The organism is Lacinutrix chionoecetis, from assembly GCF_053604665.1.
In genome coordinates, this window is the sequence record NZ_JBSHNQ010000059.1 from 12,801 (window position 1) to 39,042 (window position 26,242).

Genomic DNA, 26,242 nt, shown 5'->3' on the forward strand with positions numbered 1-26,242 from the left:
TGCTATTTTTTTGTAAAAAACTCAGCTTTAAAGCATTGAAAGAAGTTTATTTAGCTATGAGTATTCAGGTTTTTTACCAATTACTCCATTATAAAATGAATACATATATTGAAAATCTTCTTCAATATTTTCTGTGGGATAAAAAGGTTCAGACACCGTGTTCTGTTTATTTTTAAAATCTAATGTAAACATGATTATAGGTACGTTTGCCGCTTTTGCAATATAGTAAAATCCTGTCCTCCACTGCTCTACTTTTTTCCGTGTTCCTTCCGGTGCGAATGTAATTCTAAACTCTTCGTGTTTATTAAATTCTTTAGCAATAGCTTCTACTTTATTTTCATTATTACTTCGGTTTAAAGGCACACCTCCTATGGCTCTAAAATAGTATCCAAATGGCCAGGTAAATAATTCTTTTTTACCTACAAAATTTGTTTTAATATTAATAACTCTTCGTAACAGCACTCCAATGTAAAAATCGTGCCAGCTCGTGTGAGGCGCTGCTATTATAACCGCTTTTTTAATAGTCTCTTTGGACATAGTTGTATTGCCCAAGACCCTCCAACCTAAAAGTTTAAAATAGATAAATTTATAAATGCTGCGCATACTACATTTTTTGGTAGAGCGCCTTAAGCTTTTCTCGAGTGATTGTTTTCTTCCATTGCTTGCCTATGGCATTTTCCCAAAGTGGTTCTAAACTCAAGGCAACATCAATCATAATATCGAACTCATTGTCTGATAAATCTTTACATATATCTTGTGGTAAATTAATATTATGCTTTGCTTTCATCTTTTTAAACATGGCAACACCATCTGGATAATACTCTTCTAAATGATCGAATACAATGCAATTACCAATACCATGTTTAACACCAAGCAAATAGCCTAAACCATAACTTAATGCATGAGCCACTCCTACCTGAGAATAGGCAATACTCATACCTCCATGCCAGCTTGCCATCATAAGTTTGTCTTGGGCTTCTTTTTCTTCAATATCGCCTTCCAGAAAAATTTCTTTACATAGCGAGTAGGCTTTTTCTCCGTAACTTTTACTAAAAGCATTTAAATAGGTTCCATTAAGTGATTCTATACAGTGAACAAAACAATCCATCCCTGTGTAAAACCATTGGTCTCTGGGAACATCTTTAGTAAGCTCCGGATCAAGTAAAACCTGATCGAAAGGCGTATAGTCGCTGTTAATTCCTAACTTTCGTTCTGGTCCTGTTAAAATAGTTGTTCGGGACACTTCTGCACCTGTGCCAGAAATAGTAGGAATACCAACGTGATAAATAGCTGGGTTTTTTACTAAATCCCAACCTTGATAGTCTTTTGATTCCCCATTATTGGTTAACATAATGGCTACAGCCTTGGCAATATCGAGAATACTGCCTCCTCCAATGCCAATAATTCCTGACGGTTGTTCTTTATAGTTAAGAATTATTTCCTCTACAAGATCATCAATTTGAGAGGTTTTAGGTTCTTCGTCAGCAGAGACATAAATTAATTTATCGTCGTAAGACAAAGGTATTCTTGACGTTAACCATGCATTTCCTTTAAATACATCGTCTACAAAAAATATAAATGGTGCTTTGGTGTTTAATCGTTTTGGAGAGAGAATCTCTTCTAACTGATTAAAACTACCTCGTCCAAAAATTACTCTGGACACCATTGGAAAATTCTTATAAATCATTTAACTAATTCTAATTGTAAAAATATTCTTTTCTAATTTAATATTGTAGTTACTTCGCTTAAACTTAGTAGCGTTTTATAACTTTTAGACTCGTTTTCATTAATATCTACTTGTTCGTGCGCCCAAGTAGTATGAAAAGGAATATGAATTGCATTTGCTCCTATTGCTATTAGCGGTAAAACATCCGATTTCAAGGAGTTTCCAATCATTAAAAACTCTTCTGGTTTTATTTCCAAATGTTTTAGCAATCTATTGTAATTATCTTCTTTTTTGTCACTTAAAACTTCTACATGATGAAAATAACCTAACAATCCAGATTTTTCGAGTTTGCGCTCTTGATCTAATAAGTCGCCTTTGGTAGCCACTATTAATCTGTAATTTTTGGATAAAGCCTCAAGTACTTCTTCCACACCATCTAACAATTCTACGGGTTTGTTAATCATCTCCTTTCCAATGGCTAAAATGTGTTCTATTGTTTTGTTTGAAACGGTATTATTAGATAATTCTAATGCCATTTCTACCATAGATAACACAAAACCTTTAACACCATAACCATAAACTGGAAGATTTTTTATTTCCATTTTAAAAAGCTCCTGATCTATTTTATTTTCGGTTTCAAACCGGCTTAATAGTTTGGCAAACTTACTTTCTGCCTCACGAAAATAGGTTTCGTTTACCCAAAGGGTGTCATCTGCATCAAAGCCAATTACTTTTATATTTTGGTATTCTTTGTTCAAAATTTAATTCAATTTAATCGAAGCTCTTATCCAAAAGTTTCTTCTTTTCAATATAAAATAGCATTGTCATTTCCACATTTTTTTTGCACGTTCCAAATCCTCAGGTGTATCAATTTCTACACCCTGCACATTCGTTTCCACCATTTTTATACGCTTTCCATATTCTAAGTAGCGAATGCATTCTATTTTTTCTGAGGCTTCGAGCATAAGCATTGGTAAACGGTAAAAATCCAGCAATGCTTGCTTTCTAAACGCATAAACACCTTTGTGCTTATAATATTTTGCTTCTACTGCTTTATCTCTTGGAAATGGAATTGGGCTTCTTGAAAAATAAAGTGCAAAATTTTTCTGGTCAACAATAACCTTCACCGTATTAGGATTATTTATTTCATCAAGGTCTGTTATATGCACCATTAACGAAGCTAAATCCACCTCCTTTTTATCATCCGCTTTAAATACTTTAATAAGTTTTTTAAGCGAAGCCACTTCTGTAAAAGGCTCGTCTCCCTGCACATTTACAACTATGTCCACATCCATAAATTCCACAGCTTCGGCGATGCGATCACTACCACATTCGTGCTCTTTTTTGCTCATCATCGCTTTACCACCAATAGCATTAATTTCGTTATAAATAATGTCGCTATCTGTTACTACAATCACATCATCAAACAATTGAGTAGCAAGTGTGGCCTCGTAAGTACGTGTTATAACAGGCTTTCCTTCTAAATCTTGCATAAGTTTGCCCGGAAAACGAGAAGCACTGTAACGTGCAGGAATCATTGCGATTATTTTCATTTATAAAACTGAAATTTTTGCGGAATAATTAATACTTCAAAAATAGAATTTTTAAAATAAAATTAAGCCTTAGAGGATTTAAACTTTTTATAAAGTCTGAAAATGATAAATAAGATGAATATTACAAGAAATATAGCAATAACCGGAAAAATTATAGAAACGGCAGACATAACCACTGCTGTTCCTGTTTCTACGGTAGAAACTACTGGGTTTGCCAAACCTCCTGTGGTGGTGGTTGAAGCCAACCTGGTAGCTCCTGCACTACCAGCCACTGCTGCAGCTGTTCCTCCGCCTGCAATAATGGCTAAAGCCCAGGTAATTACTGGGCTTAAATCTGCAACCGTAGATACCATAACTGCTGTACCTGCAATTGCAGCCAATGGTATGGCAATAGAGTCTAATGCATTGTCAACATATGGTATGTAATAGGCAAAAATCTCTACCACAGTAGCAACACCCAATACAATTAATGCAGACAAGCTACCAATCCATTGCCACGAGTCGTTAAGCTCCCAACCGCCTAAATAAGCGGTTAAACTCAATGCAAATAAGGGAACAAATACCCGAAAGCCAACAGAAGCTGCTAATCCTATACCAAGGCAAATACTAATTATGGTTTCACTCGTCATAAATTAAATTTTAATAGATTTCTTAAAACACGCAGGTTTGATTAATTATAAATGTAAGGTATTCTATTCTGTTTCAAAAAAATCGTCTTTAAAACCTATTAAATATAACTTTTCTTTCGCTCTTGTTACTGCTGTATAAAGCCAACGTAAATAATCGCGATTAATGCCTTCTGGTAAATAAGGCTGCTCTACAAAAACAGTATGCCACTGCCCTCCCTGAGATTTATGGCAAGTAATGGCATAAGAGAATTTAACTTGCAATGCATTAAAATGCTTGTTATTTTTAATTTTTAAAAACTTCTTGTAGTTGCTGGTTTCATCTTCATAATCTTTTTGTACCTCTTGATATAGTTTATTAGACTCCTCGTAAGGTAAAGAAGGTGTTTCGGCATCAATAGTATCTAACAGTAATACGGTTTCAAAGGGTCTCATTTTTGGGTAATCGACCATGCGCACTTTAACTTCAGCAAAACGAAAACCATATAATTCTTTTATGCTAAATATTTCTAATACTTCAATAATATCTCCATTGGCAATAAAACCAGCCTCAGTTGTTGGTTTTAACCAAAAATAATTGTTTTTAACTACCATTAAATAGTCACCAGAGGATAATTCGTTTTCATTAAATAGAATTCGACTTCTTATTTGCTGATTATATAAGTTAGCCCGCTTATTACTGCGCACTATAATAGCCATTTCTTCATTTCCCAAGGTACTGTATGCATCGTTAATAGCATCCATTATATCGTAACCATCCACCAGACGCACAATATCTTTAAAGCCTTTAAGATTAAATTTAAAACTTTCGAAAAACGAACTGGCTATGGTTTCTCGTAATAGAGTAGCATTTTCTAAAATACCAGAATCCTGTTCCTGCCGCATCACTTCATCAAGCTCTATTTTAGTAACTTCTTTATTGTAGGTTAAACTTAAATTATTTTCGTCTAAAGCTGGACTGATATCCAATTTTACAGGAGGTAATTGCGCCGTATCTCCTATTAACAACAATTTACATTTATGTCCTTGATAGACGTATTGCATTAAATCGTCTAACAGTGAGCCATTGGCATGCAACTTAGAATCTGAAGGTGCGTCTGGAATCATAGAAGCCTCATCAACAATAAAAATGGTATTTTTATACTTATTTGGTTGTAAGACAAATTTTACACCACCTCCTTTTTCTTTTTTTGGAAAATATATTTTTTTATGGATGGTAAATGCTTCCTTTTTAGAATAATTTGAAATTACTTTTGCCGCACGACCCGTTGGAGCCATAAGTACAGCACTCATTTTTGCTTTCCATAAATTATTCACTAAAGTCCCTATTATCGTGGTTTTTCCTGTTCCAGCGTAACCTTTTAGTAAAAAAATACCGTTGGCCTGATCTTTAAAAATAAATTCTGAAAGCTGTAATAATAAAATATCTTGTTTTGCAGTGGGATTAAACGGAAAATGCTGTTTTATAAGGGAATAAAATTGTGAGGCTGTCATTTAATCGTTTAAAAAGTTAAGAATAATTCAAAGATATAAATGATTTTTACTCTTATTGGTTTTTACGAACAAAAAAAAATTGTAGATTTGCGATAGACCATTAATTAAATTAATAAAATTATGATGATAGTTTTAGGTGTAATAGCTGCAATATTACTAACAATTGGAATTGTTTATGCGATAGATAAATTTATTCCTACAAAATTTAAGCCTGTAATTACAATATTACTTTGGGTTGCCATATTTGTTTTAGGTTATTTTACCTTCATGTCTGTTTATAATGAAATTAAATTTCATAACATTAAGCAAGATCGCTATGCGGCAGTAATTGAAAAACTTGTTGATATTAGAGACTCTGAGTTGGCTTATAAAGAAGTTAACGGTAAGTTTACTAATAACTACGACAGTTTAATTAAGTTTATTGAAAACGGAAAATTTGCCATTATAGAACGTAGAGATTCTACTGTTATAGATGAAGAAAAAACAAAAGCTTATGGTGGTATTAAATACACCAAAGAAATAACTATTGTCGATACCTTAAGTTTTGAATCTGTTAGAGATTCATTATTTAAACAATCTGATCGTTACAAAACAATGATGAAAATACCTTTTGCTAAAGAAGGAACCACCTTTACATTAAAAGCTGGAGAAGTTGGTGAAGACGATAAAAAGCTACCTGTTTTTGAAGCTGTAGCAATGAAAAAGGATATTTTACACGATCAGCCAAAAGATTTAGTTAAGAAAGAAGAAAATGTATTCTCTGTAGAAGAAATTAATGGTGATGCCATAAAAATTGGATCTATGGAAGAAGTTAAAGTAAATGGTAACTGGCCAAAAGTTTATGACCCAAACTAAAAACAGTCAAGAAATATCACATAAAGCATTGTCCATTCAAGTTAGTTTGAATGGACTTTCTTTTTGTATTTTAAATACTGCCAGTAACACCATTGAAGTTATTAAGCAATCAGCTTTCGAAAAAAAGCTAACACCTTTTGGGTTACTTGATGCGATCAAGCATTTATTCAATACGCAGGAAGCTCTTCACGATACTTTTAATAACGTACAACTTATACATGTTAACGAACTATCTACTTTAGTACCTGCAGCGCTCTTTAATGAAGATGTGGTGGCCGATTACCTTAAGCTTAATTCTAAAATACTTAAATCAGATTTTGTTACTTTCGACGACATAAAAATTAACGAAACGGTAAACGTTTATGTGCCTTATGTAAATGTCAATAACTTTATTTTCGATCACTATGGAGACTTTACCTATAGGCACTACTCTACTGTTTTAATCGAAGAAATACTGAAGCAGGAAAAAAATGCAGATAGTAGTAAATTATATATTCACGTTAACCCAACACATTTTGAAATTATAGCCACTAAAGCTGGTGCTTTAACGCTTTATAATACTTTTGAATACCAAACAGCCGAAGATTTTATATACTACGTCCTGTTTACAGCAGAGCAATTATCATTAAACCCAGAAAGTATTGAAACCGTATTATTAGGCGCTATTACTAAAAATGATGCCTTATATAATATCCTTTACAAATATGTTAGACACGTGAGTTTTATTCAACAAAATGATGCGTTTAACTATGCTGATACTATTACAAACAATCAATCTAATTTTACTTTAATACATAGCTTAAAATGCGAATAGTCTCAGGAGAATTTAAAGGCAGAAGAATTACAGCACCAAAAAAGCTACCTGTTCGGCCTACAACAGATATGGCGAAAGAGGCACTATTTAATATTTTAAATAATCAGTATTACTTTAACGACATCTCAGTGTTAGATTTATTTGCAGGCACTGGTAATATAAGCTACGAGTTTGCGTCGCGCGGTACAGAAAAAATTACTTGTGTAGATGCTAATTTTGGATGCATTAAATTTATTAACGAAACGGCCGAAAGTTTCAACATGCCACTACAAACTATAAAAAGCGATGTGTTTAAGTTTTTAGAAAATAGTAATACAAAACATACAATTATTTTTGCCGATCCTCCTTACGACTTTCCCGTAGAAGAATTTTCTAAAATTCCTGAATTGGTTTTTAAAAACAACTTATTAGAAACCGATGGTTTACTAATAGTAGAACACTCTAAACATACAGATATTTCGCATTTGGTAAACTATAGTCACTCTAAAAGCTATGGTGGAAACAGATTTAGCTTCTTTAAGCACTTAAATAGTGATGAGGAAGAATAAATTATTTTGTATTTCTTTTCCTACGTGAAAATACTGATAATCAATAAGTTATGTTTTTTACATGCTTTTTTTTATTACATTGTACTCGCTATTAACAACTTAAACTTGTAATTTTTTACACACCTCATTCTACACCTTAATTTGGTCAGTTAAATAACTGATAGCGTATTTGGTTGTCATTGCTTTGTAATGGTTAAAAAGTCTATTAACCAAAACCATTCACATTATGAAAACTTTAAACAATCAAAAAAACTTTAAAATCAGCACTTTTTTTAAATCAAGTTTAGCGGTATTAATTACCATGCTATTTGCTGTTAATCTGTCCTTTTCCCAGGAAGAAGGCGACATGTTTGTAGTACATACAGACCATGTTAAATTCGAAAAAATACCAGACTACGAAATAGTCGCCAAAGAATTAAAAGACAACTTTACAAAATACAATCTTAACGATACCTATTGGACAACAATAAGCACTACAGATGGTCGCTATGTGTATGTTTCACCAATTAAAAACATGGCAGAATTAGATAAAGATATAATGAAAGGCTTGTCTGAAAAAATGGGAGAAGCTGCAGTTGGTAAGTTGTTCAGTACTATGGATGCCTGTTACGATTCGCATGGCGATGAAGTTATTTCTTATAAAAAAGAGCTATCCTACCAGCCGGAAGGTTACACTACAGCAGGTAAGAATTACCGCGAATATCATTTTATCTATTACGCACCAAAAAATGCTAAAAAATTAAAGGAAGCGATAGCTAATGTTAAAGGTATATATACCAAAAAAGGAATAAAAACGGGCTATAGTATTTTTCATAGCGGCTTTGGAAGTGATGAAAACTACTATATGGTAGCTATTGCTGGTAAAGACAAGTTAGATCTGGCTCAAATTGATAAAGTCGAAGAAGAGCAGTTAGGCGCAGAAATACAACCTGCAATGTTTAATGTTATTGCTTTAAGTACAAAGTATGAAAAGGTTGAAGCGAGAATGAGACCAGACCTTAGTTACACACCAACACAAGATTAATAAAACAAAAAAATATATTACAAAAACCCTTTACCAATCTGTGAAGGGTTTCAATGTTAAACAAAAACAAAATCATTATGAAACAGCTATCAACCAAAACACCAACGCCTGTTATTTTACTAATACTTTTAGCCTTACATTTTACAGTTTTAAGTTGTAATAATGAAGAAACAAAAACGCATGAAGAAGTAGAAAAAGAAATAATTATAAAGGCTGAAAAGCCTGAATATTTTTCACTTCGTCCAGAAGTAGAAAAAGCCTATGGTTATGCACATGCGGTAAAAATTGGTAACAACATTAAAATTTCTGGTGCAGTGAGTATGGATAACGAAGGTAACCCAACAGCTGTAGGAGATTTAGGTGCGCAAATGAAAAATTGCTACGCAGATTTAGAGAAAATTTTAAACCACTATGGCTGCACGTTCGACGATGTTATAGTCGAAAATATATTCACCACCAATATGCCTTTATTTCTTGAAAATGCAGCGTACAGAGGCACCATTTATACCAAACATTTTTCAACCGGTTCATGGCTTGGCGTAAAAGAGCTGGCGATACCAGAGTTTTTAATAGAAATTGAAATGGAAGCACACAAACAAGAGTAGTATATAAACAAAACCCTCTACAATAAGTAAAGGGCTTGTTTAATGTAAGTAAATCTATAAGCCGGATTCTGTACTCTTGCGAGCCCTTATCATTTATCTACGTGAGTTGTTACCAACACACTTTAGCTGTCTACCCTCTAACTCGCGCGTGCACGCTCGAACGTTAGTTTACATGACATTGCACCTTATAGAGTTTACCTGGTTTCACTACAGCATGACCTGTACATACTTTCTGTTGCACTTTTCCTAACCTCACGGCTGGTGGCTGTTAACCACTATAATGCACTACGGTGTCCAGACTTTCCTCTTTAAATAAATTTAAAGCGATAAGGCGATTTACTTACTGCAAAAATAGGATAAAGTATTTATGATATTGGAAGAATAGTTGTTTTGTTTTTGAAGGTTTGTTTGATGGCTTGATTAAACCCTCATATTCTCGTCATTTTTTTCTTATAGACTTCCAATTCTATTGCTCTTTGCTTAGTATTTTTTATTGGTATTTTATTCATAGAAATCAATTTATTTTAGACGGTATCTTCTCTTGACATCATCTACCTGAACTTTATTTATTTTTCATGCCAATACTTTATGTAATTGTGGCGTCCAACAACTTATGGTCCATTAGATTCAATAACTTGAGAACATGTCATGTCTAAATTTTCTTAATCAGCTAATTTATCAAGTCCTGCTAGAATCATTGCCGCTATAAAATCTGGATCATAGAACCAACCTTTTGTATTATCCATATTATATACTTTACTAGGACTGGCGTGCCCGCCGTCCATTTCTCCGATGTCAACATCCTTGATTGATTTATTATGGTGATTTATAGAATGGCTTAACTCATGAAATAATGTTCCGTATTCTGCTAAGGCAGGTACTAATATATTCAAATTTTTTGCATTTTTATTCAGCTTTTCCATAATCTCACCTACATGTATCAGAATCATTTTTACGTCCTTAATTTCTTCCCCATTCCCATTATTATTGTTTTCTCGCTTTGTAACTCCAGAGTCTGTATCACCTTTTCTACCTCCCGTTATACCTATTGGGAACGATCTTTGTTTATCCAGTAACTTTTCGATAACCCTGACTATTGCCTTTTTCGCGTCTTTTATATTCTCTTCCAATTGACCAGATCCTTCAGATTCACCATAATGGTCCTTTATTTTGTTCACAATGCCTTGAGCCAGTTTTGGTTCAATATTATTATCAAATGAAGCAGTTAACATATATTTCTTTAATATTTTTTTCGGTGCTTCCTTTAATATTTGTTCAAAATCAAAATCTTTAAGCTTTTCCAATTTACTCCTCATCGACATTAACGTGTCGAGGTATTTAATTGATCGATCCATAGCACCAGAAGTAGTCTCTGATGCTAAGAATATACCAGATTGTTTCTTTAGTTTAAGTGTGAATTGGGCAATTTCTTCCTTGGCTAAAATGAATGCTGGGGCCTTTTTTAATAATTCTTGTGCCGCATCTTCAAATGCTATAAATTCATCTTCTATCGCATCGGGTAACTTTATATGGTCTTCACTATTAGTATGGGTGACAGTCTTATCCATAAAATTATTTATTTCATTAATTATCAATGTACTACATTCATATACGTTATGTGTATCAGTCTTATCCCACCCTGCTACTTCTAACACATCTAAAAGCCAGCCTAAAACATCTCCATTCTTTAGTTTATCACGCACTGCTGGTCCGTAGCCGTTATTACCTTTAGTTTTATTTATTATATCATTCAGAGCTCCTATTTTATCTTCAAGGGCCATTTTAAGCTTTACTTTTTTAGATTCTTTTTCATCCTCTACAGTATCTTTTATGGAATCACTATTAGTATCAGATGATACTTCTTCCTCAGACACTACGAGAGCGTCTAAATATTTTAAAGGGTCAGAACCGAATAATTGTACCCATTCGGCGTGGGATTTGGCATGCCTTACACCACTGTGACTTTTGTATCTATCCTCTCCATTTTCTATAAGATAAAACATTCTTTTATCCTTCTTTATATAATACCATCTAACTCCTGCAATAGGTATATCCCATTTTAAATTTCCTGATTTAGAATCTAACCATTTTGGCTGCATTGGCTCAATGCCACCTGTTATTGTGTTTCTTTTCTCTTTTGCATTTTCTGAGAAAAAAGTAGAGTTCATTTGCAAAGCACTTTTACCCATAATGTCCACCTCTCTCTCAAGATGAGCATCATCATTTACTTTCACCTTATCGTTCCGTCCTAAGTGGGTATCGGTTCCTTGCGCATATGCCTGCACTTGCAATTGAGCTGGTCTATTGCAATTATGATGAAATTTTGCATCGTTCATTGATTGACCAGACAGATACTCGAAACCTGTTTTCAAGTTATCAGATAAACTTGTATTATTTTCTTTCTCTTGGGTAGGCTGTTTTTTAGCAGAATGTTCATTAGCCTTATTCTGATAAGCCCTTAACTGCAAAGATTTTGGACTATCAATGGACAATTCTTGAAGTTTTCGGTTATTAATTGCTTTAGAGCGGTTATCTACAAACTTAAAAGCTGCCTCATCAACACGCTGCATTTGATATTTGCTATAAGAAATCGATTGCCTTTTATTTTCCTGTGATTTGTCAGCGTGAATACCCATTAAATTATAGTTTACAGGTAAAAAACAAATTAATCTATTGATTTGCAAGAGTATAAATACTCGATTTAAATTTAATAATTGTATTTCCAATAGCCTATAATATAATCTGATAAAAGAAATAGTTTTATTATTTTCTGATAAAGCCAAAGAGGCAAAAGGTTTATGGCTCTATATATTTGTTAATAACTCCTATTAAATTATAAGTCCAGAATTCTAAATTCTAATTCTAATTTTTAACTTTGTTAATCAATATAAAAGCAAATATTCAGTCTCAATTTGGAACATTTTGTAGTATCAGCCAGAAAGTACAGACCTCAAACGTTTAAAGACGTTGTGGGACAGGATGCTATTACAAACACCCTCCTTAATGCTATTGAAAATAACCACTTAGCACAAGCCTTACTTTTTACAGGACCGCGTGGTGTGGGTAAAACCAGTTGCGCACGTATTCTTGCCAAAATGATTAATAGCGATGGCTCGGAGTCTGAGGACGAAGATTTTGCATTTAATATTTTTGAGCTGGATGCTGCCTCAAACAACTCGGTTGACGATATTAGAAGTTTAACCGATCAGGTACGTATTCCACCTCAAGTGGGAAAATACAAAGTGTATATTATAGACGAGGTGCACATGCTCTCGCAAGCTGCTTTTAATGCCTTTTTAAAAACTTTAGAAGAGCCACCAAAACATTGCATCTTTATTTTAGCAACTACCGAAAAACATAAAATAATCCCAACCATTTTATCGCGTTGCCAGATTTTCGATTTTAAACGTATTACGGTAAAAGATGCCAAGAACTATTTAAAATATATTGCCGAAGAGCAAGGCATTACTGCAGATGATGATGCTTTACATATTATCGCCCAAAAAGCAGATGGTGCCATGCGAGATGCACTTTCTATTTTCGATCGTGTGGTTAGTTTTTCGGGTAAAGACTTAACTCGACAAGCAGTTACCGAAAATTTAAACGTGCTGGATTACGAAACGTATTTTACTAGTACAGACCTTATTTTAGAGAATAAAATACCAGAATTACTGCTTCAGTTTAACGACACATTGTCTAAAGGTTTCGATGGCCACCACTACGTGGCTGGTTTAGCATCGCATTTTAGAGATTTACTGGTTTGTAAAAATCCAGCTACTATAGAATTGCTTGAGGTTGGCGATAAAACCAAAGCAAAATACTTAGAGCAATCTAAAAAAGCCTCTCAGGACTTTCTTTTAAAAGGTATCGAGTTAGCGAATGAAACGGATTTAAAATACAAATCCAGCAAAAACCAACGACTGCTCGTTGAACTCTGTTTAATGCAATTGGCCTCTATCACTTATGATGGAGAAAAAAAAAATAACAGTCGGTTCATAATTCCGCCTTCCTATTTTAAACGTGTTGGTATAACGCCTATTCCTGTAAAGAAACCCGAAACTCCTGTAGATAACAATAAAACAACTACTGTAACAAAACAACAAACCGTTACTGCCTCTGCAGCCAAACCTGTTGTTGTTACCAAAGCCGAAACGCCTAAAATTGTTTTAAATACTACAACCAAACGTACATCGGGTTTATCGTTAAGTAGTATTCGCGCCAAAAAAGCACACGAGATAAAACAACAGGTACATGTGCCTGATGTAGAAAATCTACCAAAAGAACCTTTTACACAAGACGAATTAACCGAAACCTGGAATACATACATTTCAAGAATTGAAGCCGAAGGCAAAATGAATCTTGCTGCCATACTCTCAATAGATAAGCCTACGCTTAAAGACACTACTATACATTTAACTTTCCCAAATGCGACCAATAAAGTGGAAGTTGAAAGGCAATCCTTCGATTTATTACAGTATTTAAGAAAGACATTACAAAATTACGACATTAGCTTAGCCATTGAAGTAAATGAAGAGATGCAGAAAAAATTCGCATATACGCCGGAAGAAAAATACGAAAAGCTAAAAGAGAAAAATCCAAATATTGAATTGCTTCGCAAAACCTTCGATTTAGACCTTTAATATAAAAACTTAAATAGTCTTTTTATTAGTATTGAACTACTATTAAAACCGTTTAAAAAATTACCTTTAACTTTGTTTTTTAAATGCATACAATGAAAAAACTATTTTACCTATTTATTATCTGCGCTGTTGCTTTTGTGAGTTGTGATGGTCGGGACAGAACCCAAAAGACAAATGCCGAAGTATTAGCTGACTCTAAATTGTTAGATTCTTTTTCCCAAAAAACCAGATATATTCCCGAAAAGCATACTAAAAAAGTGACCGATACTATTTTAGATAATGGTTTTAATTTAAAAATTAAAGAATACACTACTACAGATAAAGAAATAGAATTAGTAGAAAACAATGATGGGATTACGTTAACAAGACGCTATAGAATTATTAATACCGAGCTCACAATTAGCTTTAAGGATCAGGTAATTTTAGAAAACAAGTCCATTTCAAATTTAATTAAAAATACCGATGCTCTTAGCGACACTACTATTGAAAATTCATTAATTTATTTAAATTACGATGAGATACAGCCTATAAACACTGAAGAGCTAAAATTAAGTATTATATTATTTAATCCTAAATTACAAATCGCTCAGATTTATAAATTGTTAGTAAATAGCAACGGTGAGTATGATATTGAAAGTGGCGATAAACTTAATACCTATATCGAATAGTAAATAGTAAAACTTATAAAACAATGTTAGGACTTAAACTACCAACAGATCCACGTTGGGTAAACATAGTAGAAAAAAATATTGAAGACATTTTAACAGACCATGCGTTTTGCGAGCAAAAAGCTACCAGTACTGCTATTTCTTTAATTGTTAGTTTTCCGGAGTATACAGAATTAGTACAGGAAATGGTGGCTTTGGTTAAGGAAGAAATTAGCCATTTTAAAATGGTGCACGACTTAATTTTAAAAAATGGTTGGGTTTTAGGTCGGGATCGTAAAGATGAATATGTATCAAAATTGCTTCAATTTTTTCCAAAAGGAGGTAGTAGAACGACACAATTGGTACATAGACTATTGTATGCCGCTTTAATTGAAGCACGAAGTTGTGAGCGTTTTAGGTTGTTAAGCGAAGCTTTAGAAGATAAAGAGCTGGCAGAATTTTACAGAAAACTAATGGTTAGTGAAGCCAATCATTATACCATGTTTTTAGGCTTTGCCAGACAATATGGAGACAGAAAGGAAGTTGATGAAAAATGGCAAGCACTTTTGGACTTTGAAGCAGAAATTATGAAGGGTTTGAGCAAGAGTGAAACTATACATGGATAAATTTTACTACAACTTTTTTTATAAAAAAAATCCAATACTTCAAGTATTGGATTTTTTAGTTTTGTAATAGTTGGTTTGGTTAAAACTTTACACCAAATCCTATTTGCATGTTGGTGTTTTTTGCTTCTAATGTGGTTTCATCATCAAAAATATTGGTAAAACCATATGAGTATCTAAAATCTAAAAAGAACTCATCTGAAATCATATATTCAATACCACCAAGTCCGGAAAACGCTAAGTTTTGTAACCCATCCTGGTATTCATGTGCTTTTAAACTTGCCTGCGGTCCAACACCAACAGCTATATTATCTGTAAGTTTAAATTTAAGAAATAATGGCACTTGTATGTAGTCTATACGTATAAACTCTTCTTTAGCACCTTCTGCAGAAAATTGAATTTCTGGAGCGAAAGAAATACTTGAAGACAAGCTATACTCGCCAAAAAATCCAATTGCAAATCCGTTTCTATGCATGTTCTCGATACCTCCTGGCACTTCTGGTTCAAAGTCTAAGTTAGAAATGTTGTAACCTGCTCGAACACCATACAATGCGTTTTGAGAGAAGCCATATAATGAAAACATTGCAAACGCTGCGATAAGTACTATTTTTTTCATAAAAATTGGGTTTATAGTTTTTTAGTTATAGTTAAATTTTAAAGTTGTACTAATATAATTTTTTTTAATATAATTGAAACAATAAAAAGATAAAGTGTATCATTTTAACTTTGTATGACTTAAAATGGTTTCATTATACATACTTTTAATAATTCCGTCTGCTAATCCAATCTTTGGAACATAAATATGTTTTGCTCCACTCCATTTCATTGCAGAGAGGTAAATTCTTGCTGCAGGTATAATAACATCTGCTCTATCTTGGTTTAAATCTAATTCTGTAATACGCTCTTCGTAAGAGTAACTTTGTAACATATCGTAATATGAGGTGAGGTAAAAGTACGTTAACGGTTTACCAGCAGCTTTTCCAGAGGATTTAAAAATGTTATTAATGTTACCTCCAGACCCTATAACGTCTATTTTCTCATACTTTTCTGTTTCTGTTTTAACCCATTCTTCCAGTTCTTTCCACATTTCTTTTTTAACGATATCGTTTAATAATCTTACGGTACCAATTTTAAACGATCTTGAGGTGGTTTTGTTTCCGTTATAAATAACGCTAAACTCTGTGCTACCGCCTCCTACATCTACATAGAGATAGGTTTTGTTATTATCTATAAAATTATTTAAATCTGTTGCTGCTATTATAGTTGCTTCCTCTTCTCCATCAATAATATCAATGGTAATTCCGGTAGTTTTTAAAATTAAATCGGCAACCTCTTTACCATTATTTGCTTCTCGCATTGCCGATGTTGCACAAGCCTTATACTTATCCACACGATGGGTTTTCATTAACAATTTAAATGCCTGCATGGCATCTAACATCCTACTTGTGTTTTCTTCAGAAATATTTTGTTTTAAAAAAACATCTGCTCCTAAACGAATTGGGACTCTAACAAGAGATATTTTTTTAAATCTCGAAGGTTTATCTGCACTTTCTACAATACTCGAGATAAGTAATCTCACAGCATTAGACCCAATATCTATAGCGGCATATTTAAGTATGGTTAGCATTAATTTAGTTTATTTTTATAATAGTTATAAGCTTCAAATTGAGACCTAAATTTCTCATTATCATTGCGCTTATACACATTAATTTGTTTTTTATTTAATATTCTGGCCTTAACGTTATCTTTCCAACTAATATTAAATGTATGGATTAATTCGTTCTTAATATCATTATCGTAAATAGGACAGCTTACCTCTACTCTGTTTTCTATATTTCTAGTCATCCAATCGGCCGAAGAAATATAAATTTTAGGTGCATCATTATTGCAAAAAACAAATAATCTGGTATGCTCTAAAAATTTATCGACAATGCTCACCACCTCTATATTTTCACTCATGCCTTTAACGCCAGGAACAAGACAGCATATTCCGCGAATTATCATTTCTATTTTAACACCTGCATTACTGGCTTCGTAAAGCTTATCTATCATTTGGTAACTTGAGAGACTATTCATTTTTAAACGAATATAAGCTGGCTTACCATTTTTCTTGTTTTTAATTTCGTTATCGATTAAATTAAAAAAAGCATTTTTAGTGTAATGCGGTGAGGTTATAATGTGCTTAAAGCGATAGACCTTATAATTTACAGAAAAGAAATTAAAAACTTTATTTATATCCTTTAATAATTTCTGGTCTGCGGTAAATAGCGTGTAATCGGTATAAATTTTAGCGGTAGACTCGTTAAAATTTCCTGTACTTATAAATCCGTAGCGTATAATTTTATTATTTTCCTCGCGCTCTATTAAACACATTTTGCTGTGTACTTTTAAACCTTGCACACCAAAAATTAATTGTATGCCTTCACGCTGCATTTGCTCTGCATATTCTATGTTCGCTTGCTCATCGAACCTTGCCTGAATTTCCATAGAAACGATAACTTTTTTACCATTAATGGCTGCATTAATAAGCGAACTTGCCACATGAGAAATTTGTGCTAATCTGTAAATAGTAATTTTTATAGATTTTACTTTAGGATCTAATGCGGCTTCTCGTAAAAATTTTACAGTATATGCAAAGGTGTGATATGGTGTGTATTGTAAATAGTCTTTTTTAGCAATGGCTTCAAAAATACTTGTTTCTAAACTAAGTCCTTTTACAGGTAGTGGTTCTATTTTATTATATAATAAATCTGTTCTTCCTAAACTCGGGAAGCTCATGTAATCCCTTCTATTATGGTATCTTCCGCCAGGTATAATACTATCGGAACTCTCAATACCCATTTTATTCATTAAGAAAGTTAAAGTTTCTTTATCTATGGTTTTATCGAAAACAAAACGAACTGGTTCACCATCTTGTCTGTCTTTAACACTATCGCTAATTTTCTCCATAAAACTCTTACTTAAATCGCTTTCAAGATCGAGCTCTGCGTCACGCGTTATTTTAATCATGTGAGCAGAAATACTTTTATAATCGAAGATGTTAAAAATGTCGTGTAAACAAAACCGAAGAAGATCATCGAGCAAAATAATGTAGTTTTTATTACCTTGTTTTGGAAGCACGACAAAACGGTCCATGCTTTTAGATATTTCTATTAAAGCATACTGGTTTTCATTGTTTTCTAAAGACATATTAATCGCTAAATAAGCTGCACTGTCCTTTAGATTGGGAATCTCTATCTCATCGTTTAAAATTATTGTTACTAACGCTGGACTAACCTTCTGAAGAAAATAGTTTTTAATAAACTTTTTCTGACTGCTGTTAATTTGAGTCTCTTTAATTATAAAAATATCCTCTTCTTTAAGTTTATTCTGAATATTACTTAATATACTTAAACTTGCAGATTGTTGTTTAATAACTGTTTTGGTTATAATTTCAAGTAATTCTGAAGCGGTTATACCTCCTAATTGATTTTTACCTGCTTTTCCAGCTTCGTCAATGCGTTTAATTGTAGCATAACGCACTTTAAAAAATTCGTCAAGGTTGTTCGAAAAAATACCTAAAAAACGTAACCGTTCAATAAGCGGAACATTCTCATCCATAGCCTCTTGCAAAACTCTTTCATTAAATTGCAACCAGCTTATTTCTCTATTTATGTAAGTGTAATTTTTAACCGATTTTTTAATCATTTGTATTTTATTTCAATACAAATATATTCTATTGTTTGCATTATTTTAAATGTTTTGGAAATACAATTTTCTCAGTACTTCCTCTACTTAGATTTTTCCAGCTATCAATGTCAAATTTTATGGTTACAAAGCCAGATGTGGTAACGTTTTCAACGTTAATATCGCCAAACCGATTTACAAAATTTGTTAAAGCATAATTATGTCCAAAAATCATGACACTACCGAATGAATCGTCACATGATGTGATCACGTCGGTTAAACTGTCTCCTGAAAAATCATATAAAGCTCTTAAATACTCTATTTTTACATCGTTTAAATTCAGGTTTTTAATAAATATTTCGGCTGTTAATTTTGTTCGTTGTGCTGCACTACACAATATTATTTCAGGTTTTATACCACTCTTGTTGAGATAGTTAGAAACTAAATTAGCATCTACTATCCCTCTTTTTTTTATAGGTCGCTCAAAATCAGGGAGTTGGTTTTTCCAACACGATTTAGCATGCCTAATTAAATATAGCGTTTTAAAACCTTTAATCGAATTATTTTGCATTTAGTCGGTGTTTAATGTATTTTCGTCTTTTAAACGAATATTTATGTCCTTAAACATATTTATTTGTAACACATAGAAAATAGGATTTCTTTTGTTAGAGCTATTAATTTTAAAAAAACCCAAACTAAAAACTAATTCCTACAAGCATCAATGAAAATGGATGTAACTTCCCTTAAACTGTAGTAGCTTTATTAGTTATAAAGAGTTAACTATGTTATGAAAATACTATTTAATAATATTTTTATTCTTTTGCGTGGAGTCGAGTGCTCTACAAACGTACCACTTACTTATTTTAATCTAAGATATAATTTTTTTATACAATTTTATATAAAAACATTCGGTTTGCCCCCAAATGCAAATACTTTTTTGTTAATACCCCAAAAAAATGAAAACTAAACTACCCTATTTTAATTTTGTGACAAAATGGAAATCAACATTTTTAGTTGTATTTGCATTTTTGTTTTTTTCGATGAGCCTTAATGCTCAGGTAAAAAAAGTGTTCACACCGCGTTATAACCAAACAGTAACTGGCGAAGTGACTATGATAGCCAATAATGTGCTATCCAGAACGGCAAATACAGATTACAACGGAGATGGAGATAACCAGAATTTTACAGACAACGTTTATGTAGATATCGATAACGATAATACAACCTTTAACTCAAGTAGCGCTAATTTAGTTAATCCACGGCCAGATGTCTCATGTCTTGCTATAGAAAAAGTGTTTTTGTATTGGGCAGCTTCAGATAAAGGTAGAATAGTTAATGGTGTTGAAGCAGAAAATGAGCCAAATTGGAATTACAATAATGTAAAACTTAAACTTCCAGGACAATCGACCTATTCCACCATAATTGCCGATGAAGTTATTTACAGAGGTCGTAATGAAACTTCTCACTTTATAAACGATCCATATATCTGTTTTAAAGATATTACCGCAAGTGTAAACAACCTCTCTAGCCCGTTTGGAACGTATCAAGTGGCAAATGTTGAGGCTAGAAAGGGTTTTTTAATCGGGCACGATGGTAATAATACCGGAACTGCTGGTGGTTGGCAAATAGCTGTTGTTTACAGCAGTCCAGACATGAAGTTAAGAAACATTACGCTGTCTGATGGTTATGTGCATATTGCAAATACAACAAGTAGTTTAGATTTCGATTTCGATGGCTTTCAAACAGTACCTAATGGAGCAGTTAAAGCTAATGTTTTAATTGGCGCTCTTGAAGGCGATAGAGTACTTGATGGTGACAGACTTAGAATTAAGGATGTAACAGACACCTATGTCGATTTAAGTACACCAAGCAGGGATGGTGATAATTTCTTTAATAGTAAAATAACTGTTGCACCTGGTGCATCAAACTTTACAGATAGAACACCAGCAAGTACAAACACCTTAGGATTTGATGCTGCCTTATTTCCATTAGATAACCCAGGGAAATCTGTTTTAGGAAACAATCAGACATCTGCTTCTTTAAGATTGATTTCAACGCAGGAAACTTACGGATTATATTTGTTAGGTTTTTCTATTGAAGTTTACATGCCAGATTTAGACATAACATTTAATGCTGCTCCTACACCAATTACTCCTAATAATACAACACAAAATGTAACTTATACAGCTACAGTAGCTAATAATGGTAACGATAATGCTAATAACGTAACCTTAACCGCAAATATTCCAATAGGATCTGAACTTGTTGAACCTATAACTGGATTACCAAATGGAGTTACTTATAATTATAATAGTGGTACAAGAGAATTAATATTTTCTGTACCAAATGGTTTATTAGATTCTGGCGATAATTTAAATTTATCATATAATACTACGGTTAACGATGCTTGTTATTTTCTGGTAAATGGCTGCCTTTCCAGTTTAACGTCTCAATTAACAGCAAATTACACAGGAGAACTAAATCTTAACAGTTTTACAACTTTGAGCTCGAATAGCACAGACGCTTGCGGTATTGGTAATAATTTACCAAACACTATCACTTTAAATCCTCCAGCTCCTGCTAATTGGGTAACTAATGTTGGTGCATTAGACACCATAGTACAGTCGGGAGATACCGCTGCATTAAATACTGCTCAAAGTTTAGCTCCTGTTTCTACTTGTCCAGGGCTAACTCCAATAAAAACAGCTGGTCCTTTTGTTCCAAGTGGATCAAATTCTTCAGATGGAACATACACTAACACCTGGACATTTACAGATGCTTGTGGTAACACCATTCAAACCTTTACTCAAACAATAACGGTTCAGGATACAGAAGGCCCTACAATCGATACTGTCGCTGTTAATTTTGAAGTGCAATGTGGTCCAGAAAATACCACTCAATTTAACGATTGGTTAAATAATAATGGTGGCGCTGTAGCGGTCGACAACTCAGGAGGAACCATTACATGGACAAACAATTACTCAGGATTTACAGATGGATGTGGAGCAACAGGTATTGCTACTGTTACATTCACAGCAATGGATGAGTCCGGCAATACAAGTTCAACGACAGCTTCTTTTATTATTGTAGATAATATTCCGCCACAATTTGTTGGCTTTCCTACAGGTGTATCTAACAATCAGGCAAGTTGTGTGAATGTTCCAGAACTAATATTTTCAAATTACATTGAAGAATCTGGAGATGGTAATGCTTCAACCTTTTTACAAGGTGAAGTTTTTCGTTTTACTGATATTGCTCCTGGAGTTGATGCACTTCTTACCATTGTAGCAACAGTTAATACAACTATACCTATTCTCGATGATAATTCCATTGGTGTTAATTCGTTTAGACCACGAACAGCATTTTCTTTAACCAATACTGGAGATAGAGCATATACAGAGTATAAATTTGATTTTGTTAGTGCTGGTACCAATACACCTTCTTCTTTACCAGAATTTTATGCGAATTTTAATGATATTGATGGAAACACTAACTACGGAGAACAAAATTGGACAGACATTAATACCAATTATACTGTTAATGATCCAACCGAATTAACCATAACTTCTGAAAACCCTTGGTTAGTTGCAACTGCTGGAACTGTAGAATATACTGGAGTTACAAATTCAAACCCTCAGGTAAACATTACAACTCAAAATACAAATGCCACGAGTTTTAGATTTAGATTAGGTGTTGTTGCAAGACAAAATAATGTATCAGGTAGCGGAAGACAACATAGCGTTGAATTTGCATGTATTGGTAACTACACTAATGCTTATGTTATTGATGAAGAAATTACAGTAGAGTGTTCAGATTTACTTCCGCCTGAAACTTTAACAGCTACAGATGCATGTGGTAATGCACCTGTAATTTTTAGTGAAACAAGAACAGATGGAAACTGCTCTAATAATTATATACTGTTAAGACAGTGGATTGCTACAGACGAGTGTGGTAATACAGCGACGAGAAACCTTACAATTAATGTTCAAGATACTACAATACCGACATTTACAGCGCCTGCAGATATCGAAATATTTTCTGATGCTTCATGTAATTACGATACAGCAGTTACAAATACTGGAGATGTAACAAATGAAGCCGATAATTGTGACACTGTATTACAGGCAACTTTCTCAGATAATATTGTTGCTGGTAGTTGTGAAGGCGATTTTACAATCACGCGTACTTGGTCTTTAGTTGACGATTGTGGGAATGCAGCACCAACACAAACACAAATTATTACAGTTACAGATAATATAGCGCCAACATTTACTTCTCCTGTTGATATTACTATTAACTGCGAAGAAGATCCTACAGATTTAAGCTTAACTGGTGATGTAACTACAGAAGCAGATAATTGTGATACATCATTAGATGCCACGTATACTGACACGACTGCTGCTGGTAGCTGTCCAAACGAATCTGTTATTACCAGAACCTGGACTTTAACAGACGATTGTGGTAATACAACAACACAAACACAAACTATTACAATTCAAGATATAACGCCTCCAACTTTTGTTGAAGCTTTGCCTGCCAGTGGAACAGTAGATTTCGACTCCATTCCAGATGCAGAAACGTTAACTGCTACAGATAACTGTGGTTCTGCAACAGTTACTTTTAACGAAGTTAGTGATGGTGATATCTGTACAGGAAGTTATACAATAACAAGAACATGGGTGGCTACAGATGAGTGTGGTTTAACTACCGAACATACTCAAGTCTTAACAGTAACACAACCAGTGCTTAATGCAACAATTACAACCGTAACAGATGTTTTATGTAATAGTGAAGCTACAGGAAGTATAGACATAACAGTAACTGGTGGCACTACCCCTTACACGTTTGTTTGGAATGATACCAACAACACAACAACCGAAGATTTATCTAATGTAATCGCTGGTGCCTATAATGTAACTGTTACAGATGCGAATGGTTGTACAACATCTATTGGCGCAACAATTTCAGAGCCTGTTAGTCCATTAAGTTTAAACATCACTAAAATTGATGCGACAACTGCCCAAGGATGTTCTAATGGTGAAGCTACTGCAATAGTTTCTGGTGGTACACCAAATTACACATACCAATGGAGTGCTTCAGCAGGAAATCAAACTACAGCGACTGCAACTTCATTAACAAATGGTACACATAGTGTTACAGTTACAGATGCTAACGGTTGTCAATTAACTCAAAGCATCGTTATTGAATGTGTCAATACGTGCGATGCCGAAATAAATATTACCAATGTTACAGATGTACTATGTACAGGAGATAACACTGGTGCTGGAACCGTAACTGCAAATTCAAATGCGAATCCTAATGCGACTTTTACCTTTACTTGGTCTACAGGTCAAACAGATAGTGGTGTTACCACAAGTACTCTTGCCAATTTAACTGCTGGAGTATATTCAGTTAGTGTAACAATAGATGGCACCGTTTGTCAAGCGGTAGAAGAAACCATTTCCATTACTGAACCAAGCAATGCTTTAGACGTTACAGCAACTACTACCGATGAATTAGGCCCTAACACAGGTGATGGTACAGCAACTGCCGTTGTAACTGGTGGTGTAGAACCTTATACCTATTCTTGGACTCCTAATGGAGAAAACACGGCTACAATTACTGGATTAAGTGCAGGTTCTTATACGGTTACCGTAACTGATGCCAACGGATGTACAGATTCTACAACGGTAACAGTGAATCCAGGTACATGTAATAACCTTTCAGTTACAGGAACCTCTACTCCTGCTGTTTGTTTTGGAGAAAGTAATGGTAGTATAACAGCAACCGTAACTGGTGGATCAGGAAACTTTACATATGCTTGGGATAACATACCAAACACAACCACTTCTGTTAATAATTTACCTGCAGGTGATTACACGATAACTGTTACGGATACAACAACACAATGTACTACAAGCACTACTATAACCATTAATGAGCCAAACGTTTTAAGTTCTGCTATAGCTATCTCTAATATTTTATGTAGAGGCGACGCTACAGGATCTTTGGACTTAGCTGTTAATGGTGGAACAGCTCCTTATTCTTTTTCTTGGGATAACGGTACAAATACTGAAGACTTAATTAATGTTGTAGCTGGAACCTATGCGGTTACAATTACTGATGCCAATGGTTGTACAACTACTGATTCTGCAACGATTATAGAACCAGCTACAAATGTGTCATCTTCTATCACATCTCAAACTAATGTGGATTGTTTTGGAAACGCTACTGGAGAAGTAACTGTTGAAGGTGCTGGTGGTATTCCTCCATATTCTTATTCAATTGATAATGGTGTAAACTATACTACAAACGGAACTTTTACAGGTCTTGCTGAAGGAAGTTATACGATTATTGTTTTAGATGCTAATGGTTGTACTATTAATCAAGCTGTAACTATTACAGAACCAAGCAATGCTTTAGAAGCAACAATTACTTCGCAAACTAATGTTATTTGTGGAAGTTCGAATGGATCTGCCACTGTAACTGTAACTGGAGGAACAGAACCTTACACTTACCTCTGGGATGATTCTGCAGCTCAAACTACTGCAACTGCAACAAGTTTAAACGCTAACACTTATAATGTTACTGTAACAGATGCCAATGGCTGTACCATTACGCTACCTGCTACTATTGTTAATTCTTGTATTGATCTTGTTAAAACAGGTATCTTTAATGATGAAGATCAAGATAATTGTGCAGATGTTGGTGAAACTATAACATATACATTTACGATTACAAATAGTGGAAATAGTAGTATTGATAATGTAGTTTTAACAGATCCTTTATTAGAAGCTCCTAATCCTGTTGTAGCAATCTCTGGACCTACTGGTGATACTGATAATGATAATGAATTAGATCCAACCGAAACGTGGATTTACACAGCAGACTATGCCGTAACGCAAGCTGATATCGATGCTGGTCAAGTGACTAATCAAGCTACTGTAACAGCTTCAACAATTGATGATATATCTATATTTGATACGTCCGGAACAAACACAGGAACAGATGATTCTACGGTTATTACATTGTGTAACAATGCAACAATCGCGCTTGTCAAGTCTGGAATCTTTAACGACGAAGACCAGGACAATTGTACTAATGTTGATGAAACGATTACCTATACCTTTACTGTAACCAATACTGGTAATGTGTCTATTGATAACATCGTGCTTACCGATCCTTTATTAGAAGCACCTAACCCAATCGTTGCCATTGCTTTTGTTTCTGGTGATACTGATGGTGATAACGAATTAGATCCTACCGAAACATGGACCTACACTGCAGACTATGCCGTGACGCAAGACGATATTGATGCTGGACAGGTAACCAACCAAGCAACCGTTAACGGTCAGAATGTATTAACAGATGCTACCGTAACCGATGTGTCTGGTACTACTGCTACAACAGACGATGCGACGGTGATTACCTTATGTCAAGGTGATACAACTATTGCACTTGTCAAGTCTGGAATCTTTAAC

General features: G+C 33.9%; 20 protein-coding genes and 1 other RNA gene. 9 read left to right on the plus strand and 12 right to left on the minus strand.

Annotated features, from left to right (window positions below):
* Positions 1–54 precede the first annotated feature (54 nt).
* The 6 genes from ACVC43_RS01470 to ACVC43_RS01495 form a co-directional block, all read right to left on the minus strand.
* Positions 55–603, minus strand: coding sequence for a 1-acyl-sn-glycerol-3-phosphate acyltransferase (locus ACVC43_RS01470; protein ID WP_452222803.1), 549 nt, complete (start codon positions 601–603; stop codon positions 55–57).
* 1 nt (position 604) lies between these two features.
* Positions 605–1,687, minus strand: coding sequence for an iron-containing alcohol dehydrogenase family protein (locus ACVC43_RS01475; protein WP_452222804.1), 1,083 nt, complete (start codon positions 1,685–1,687; stop codon positions 605–607).
* Positions 1,688–1,719: 32 nt separating this feature from the next.
* Positions 1,720–2,424, minus strand: a complete 705-nt coding sequence (locus ACVC43_RS01480) for an HAD family hydrolase (RefSeq protein WP_452222805.1) — start codon at positions 2,422–2,424, stop codon at positions 1,720–1,722.
* Positions 2,425–2,490: 66 nt separating this feature from the next.
* A complete protein-coding gene (kdsB, locus tag ACVC43_RS01485; protein ID WP_452222806.1) occupies positions 2,491–3,219 on the minus strand; it encodes a 3-deoxy-manno-octulosonate cytidylyltransferase in 729 nt (242 codons plus the stop codon).
* A 62-nt stretch (positions 3,220–3,281) separates the two neighbouring features.
* Positions 3,282–3,848: a DUF4126 domain-containing protein gene (locus tag ACVC43_RS01490; RefSeq protein ID WP_452222807.1), complete on the minus strand. Its 567-nt coding sequence runs from the start codon at positions 3,846–3,848 to the stop codon at positions 3,282–3,284.
* Positions 3,849–3,911: 63 nt separating this feature from the next.
* Positions 3,912–5,339 (minus strand): ATP-dependent DNA helicase, encoded by a 1,428-nt coding sequence (locus ACVC43_RS01495; RefSeq protein ID WP_452222808.1) that lies wholly within the window; start codon positions 5,337–5,339, stop codon positions 3,912–3,914.
* Between the two features lie 120 nt (positions 5,340–5,459).
* Here ACVC43_RS01495 and ACVC43_RS01500 point away from each other — a divergent pair, with 120 nt between their 5' ends.
* The 5 genes from ACVC43_RS01500 to ACVC43_RS01520 all read left to right on the plus strand — a co-directional run bounded on the left by ACVC43_RS01500 (position 5,460) and on the right by ACVC43_RS01520 (position 9,185).
* On the plus strand, positions 5,460–6,194 hold the full coding sequence (locus tag ACVC43_RS01500; RefSeq protein ID WP_452222809.1) for a hypothetical protein: 735 nt from the start codon (positions 5,460–5,462) through the stop codon (positions 6,192–6,194).
* On the plus strand, positions 6,181–7,008 hold the full coding sequence (locus tag ACVC43_RS01505) for a DUF3822 family protein (RefSeq protein ID WP_452222810.1): 828 nt from the start codon (positions 6,181–6,183) through the stop codon (positions 7,006–7,008). Before ACVC43_RS01500 ends, ACVC43_RS01505 begins: the two co-directional genes overlap by 14 nt.
* A complete protein-coding gene (gene rsmD / locus ACVC43_RS01510) occupies positions 6,999–7,556 on the plus strand; it encodes a 16S rRNA (guanine(966)-N(2))-methyltransferase RsmD (RefSeq protein ID WP_452222811.1) in 558 nt (185 codons plus the stop codon). The genes ACVC43_RS01505 and rsmD overlap by 10 nt, the downstream gene beginning before the upstream one ends.
* 226 nt (positions 7,557–7,782) lie before the next feature.
* Positions 7,783–8,580, plus strand: coding sequence for a hypothetical protein (locus ACVC43_RS01515; RefSeq protein WP_452222812.1), 798 nt, complete (start codon positions 7,783–7,785; stop codon positions 8,578–8,580).
* Between the two features lie 77 nt (positions 8,581–8,657).
* On the plus strand, positions 8,658–9,185 hold the full coding sequence (locus ACVC43_RS01520) for a RidA family protein (RefSeq protein ID WP_452222813.1): 528 nt from the start codon (positions 8,658–8,660) through the stop codon (positions 9,183–9,185).
* A 41-nt stretch (positions 9,186–9,226) separates the two neighbouring features.
* On the opposite strand, the gene rnpB is transcribed toward ACVC43_RS01520, so the two are convergent.
* Positions 9,227–9,528, minus strand: an RNA gene (gene rnpB, locus ACVC43_RS01525) — RNase P RNA component class A.
* Between the two features lie 319 nt (positions 9,529–9,847).
* Entirely contained in the window at positions 9,848–11,968 is a 2,121-nt protein-coding gene (locus tag ACVC43_RS01530) for a hypothetical protein (protein WP_452222814.1), read from the minus strand.
* Positions 11,969–12,097: 129 nt separating this feature from the next.
* Here ACVC43_RS01530 and ACVC43_RS01535 point away from each other — a divergent pair, with 129 nt between their 5' ends.
* From ACVC43_RS01535 to miaE, 3 genes are all read left to right on the plus strand, one after another.
* Positions 12,098–13,825, plus strand: a complete 1,728-nt coding sequence (locus ACVC43_RS01535; RefSeq protein ID WP_452222815.1) for a DNA polymerase III subunit gamma/tau — start codon at positions 12,098–12,100, stop codon at positions 13,823–13,825.
* A 92-nt stretch (positions 13,826–13,917) separates the two neighbouring features.
* Positions 13,918–14,493 (plus strand): hypothetical protein, encoded by a 576-nt coding sequence (locus ACVC43_RS01540; RefSeq protein WP_452222816.1) that lies wholly within the window; start codon positions 13,918–13,920, stop codon positions 14,491–14,493.
* 23 nt (positions 14,494–14,516) lie between these two features.
* Positions 14,517–15,098, plus strand: a complete 582-nt coding sequence (miaE, locus tag ACVC43_RS01545) for a tRNA isopentenyl-2-thiomethyl-A-37 hydroxylase MiaE (protein WP_452222817.1) — start codon at positions 14,517–14,519, stop codon at positions 15,096–15,098.
* A 79-nt stretch (positions 15,099–15,177) separates the two neighbouring features.
* Here the strand turns inward: miaE and ACVC43_RS01550 are convergent, their stop codons facing one another.
* The 4 genes from ACVC43_RS01550 to ACVC43_RS01565 form a co-directional block, all read right to left on the minus strand.
* Complete coding sequence (locus tag ACVC43_RS01550) at positions 15,178–15,711, minus strand: porin family protein (RefSeq protein WP_452222818.1); 534 nt, start codon at positions 15,709–15,711, stop codon at positions 15,178–15,180.
* A 99-nt stretch (positions 15,712–15,810) separates the two neighbouring features.
* Positions 15,811–16,722, minus strand: a complete 912-nt coding sequence (locus tag ACVC43_RS01555) for a Ppx/GppA phosphatase family protein (protein ID WP_452222819.1) — start codon at positions 16,720–16,722, stop codon at positions 15,811–15,813.
* On the minus strand, positions 16,722–18,782 hold the full coding sequence (gene ppk1 / locus ACVC43_RS01560; RefSeq protein ID WP_452222820.1) for a polyphosphate kinase 1: 2,061 nt from the start codon (positions 18,780–18,782) through the stop codon (positions 16,722–16,724). The genes ACVC43_RS01555 and ppk1 overlap by 1 nt, the downstream gene beginning before the upstream one ends.
* Positions 18,783–18,822: 40 nt before the next feature.
* Positions 18,823–19,332, minus strand: coding sequence for a SixA phosphatase family protein (locus ACVC43_RS01565; RefSeq protein WP_452222821.1), 510 nt, complete (start codon positions 19,330–19,332; stop codon positions 18,823–18,825).
* 385 nt (positions 19,333–19,717) lie between these two features.
* Between ACVC43_RS01565 and ACVC43_RS01570 the strand changes: the two genes are divergently transcribed.
* Positions 19,718–26,242: beta strand repeat-containing protein (locus tag ACVC43_RS01570; protein WP_452222822.1), on the plus strand; the 6,525-nt coding region annotated here is incomplete at its 3' end.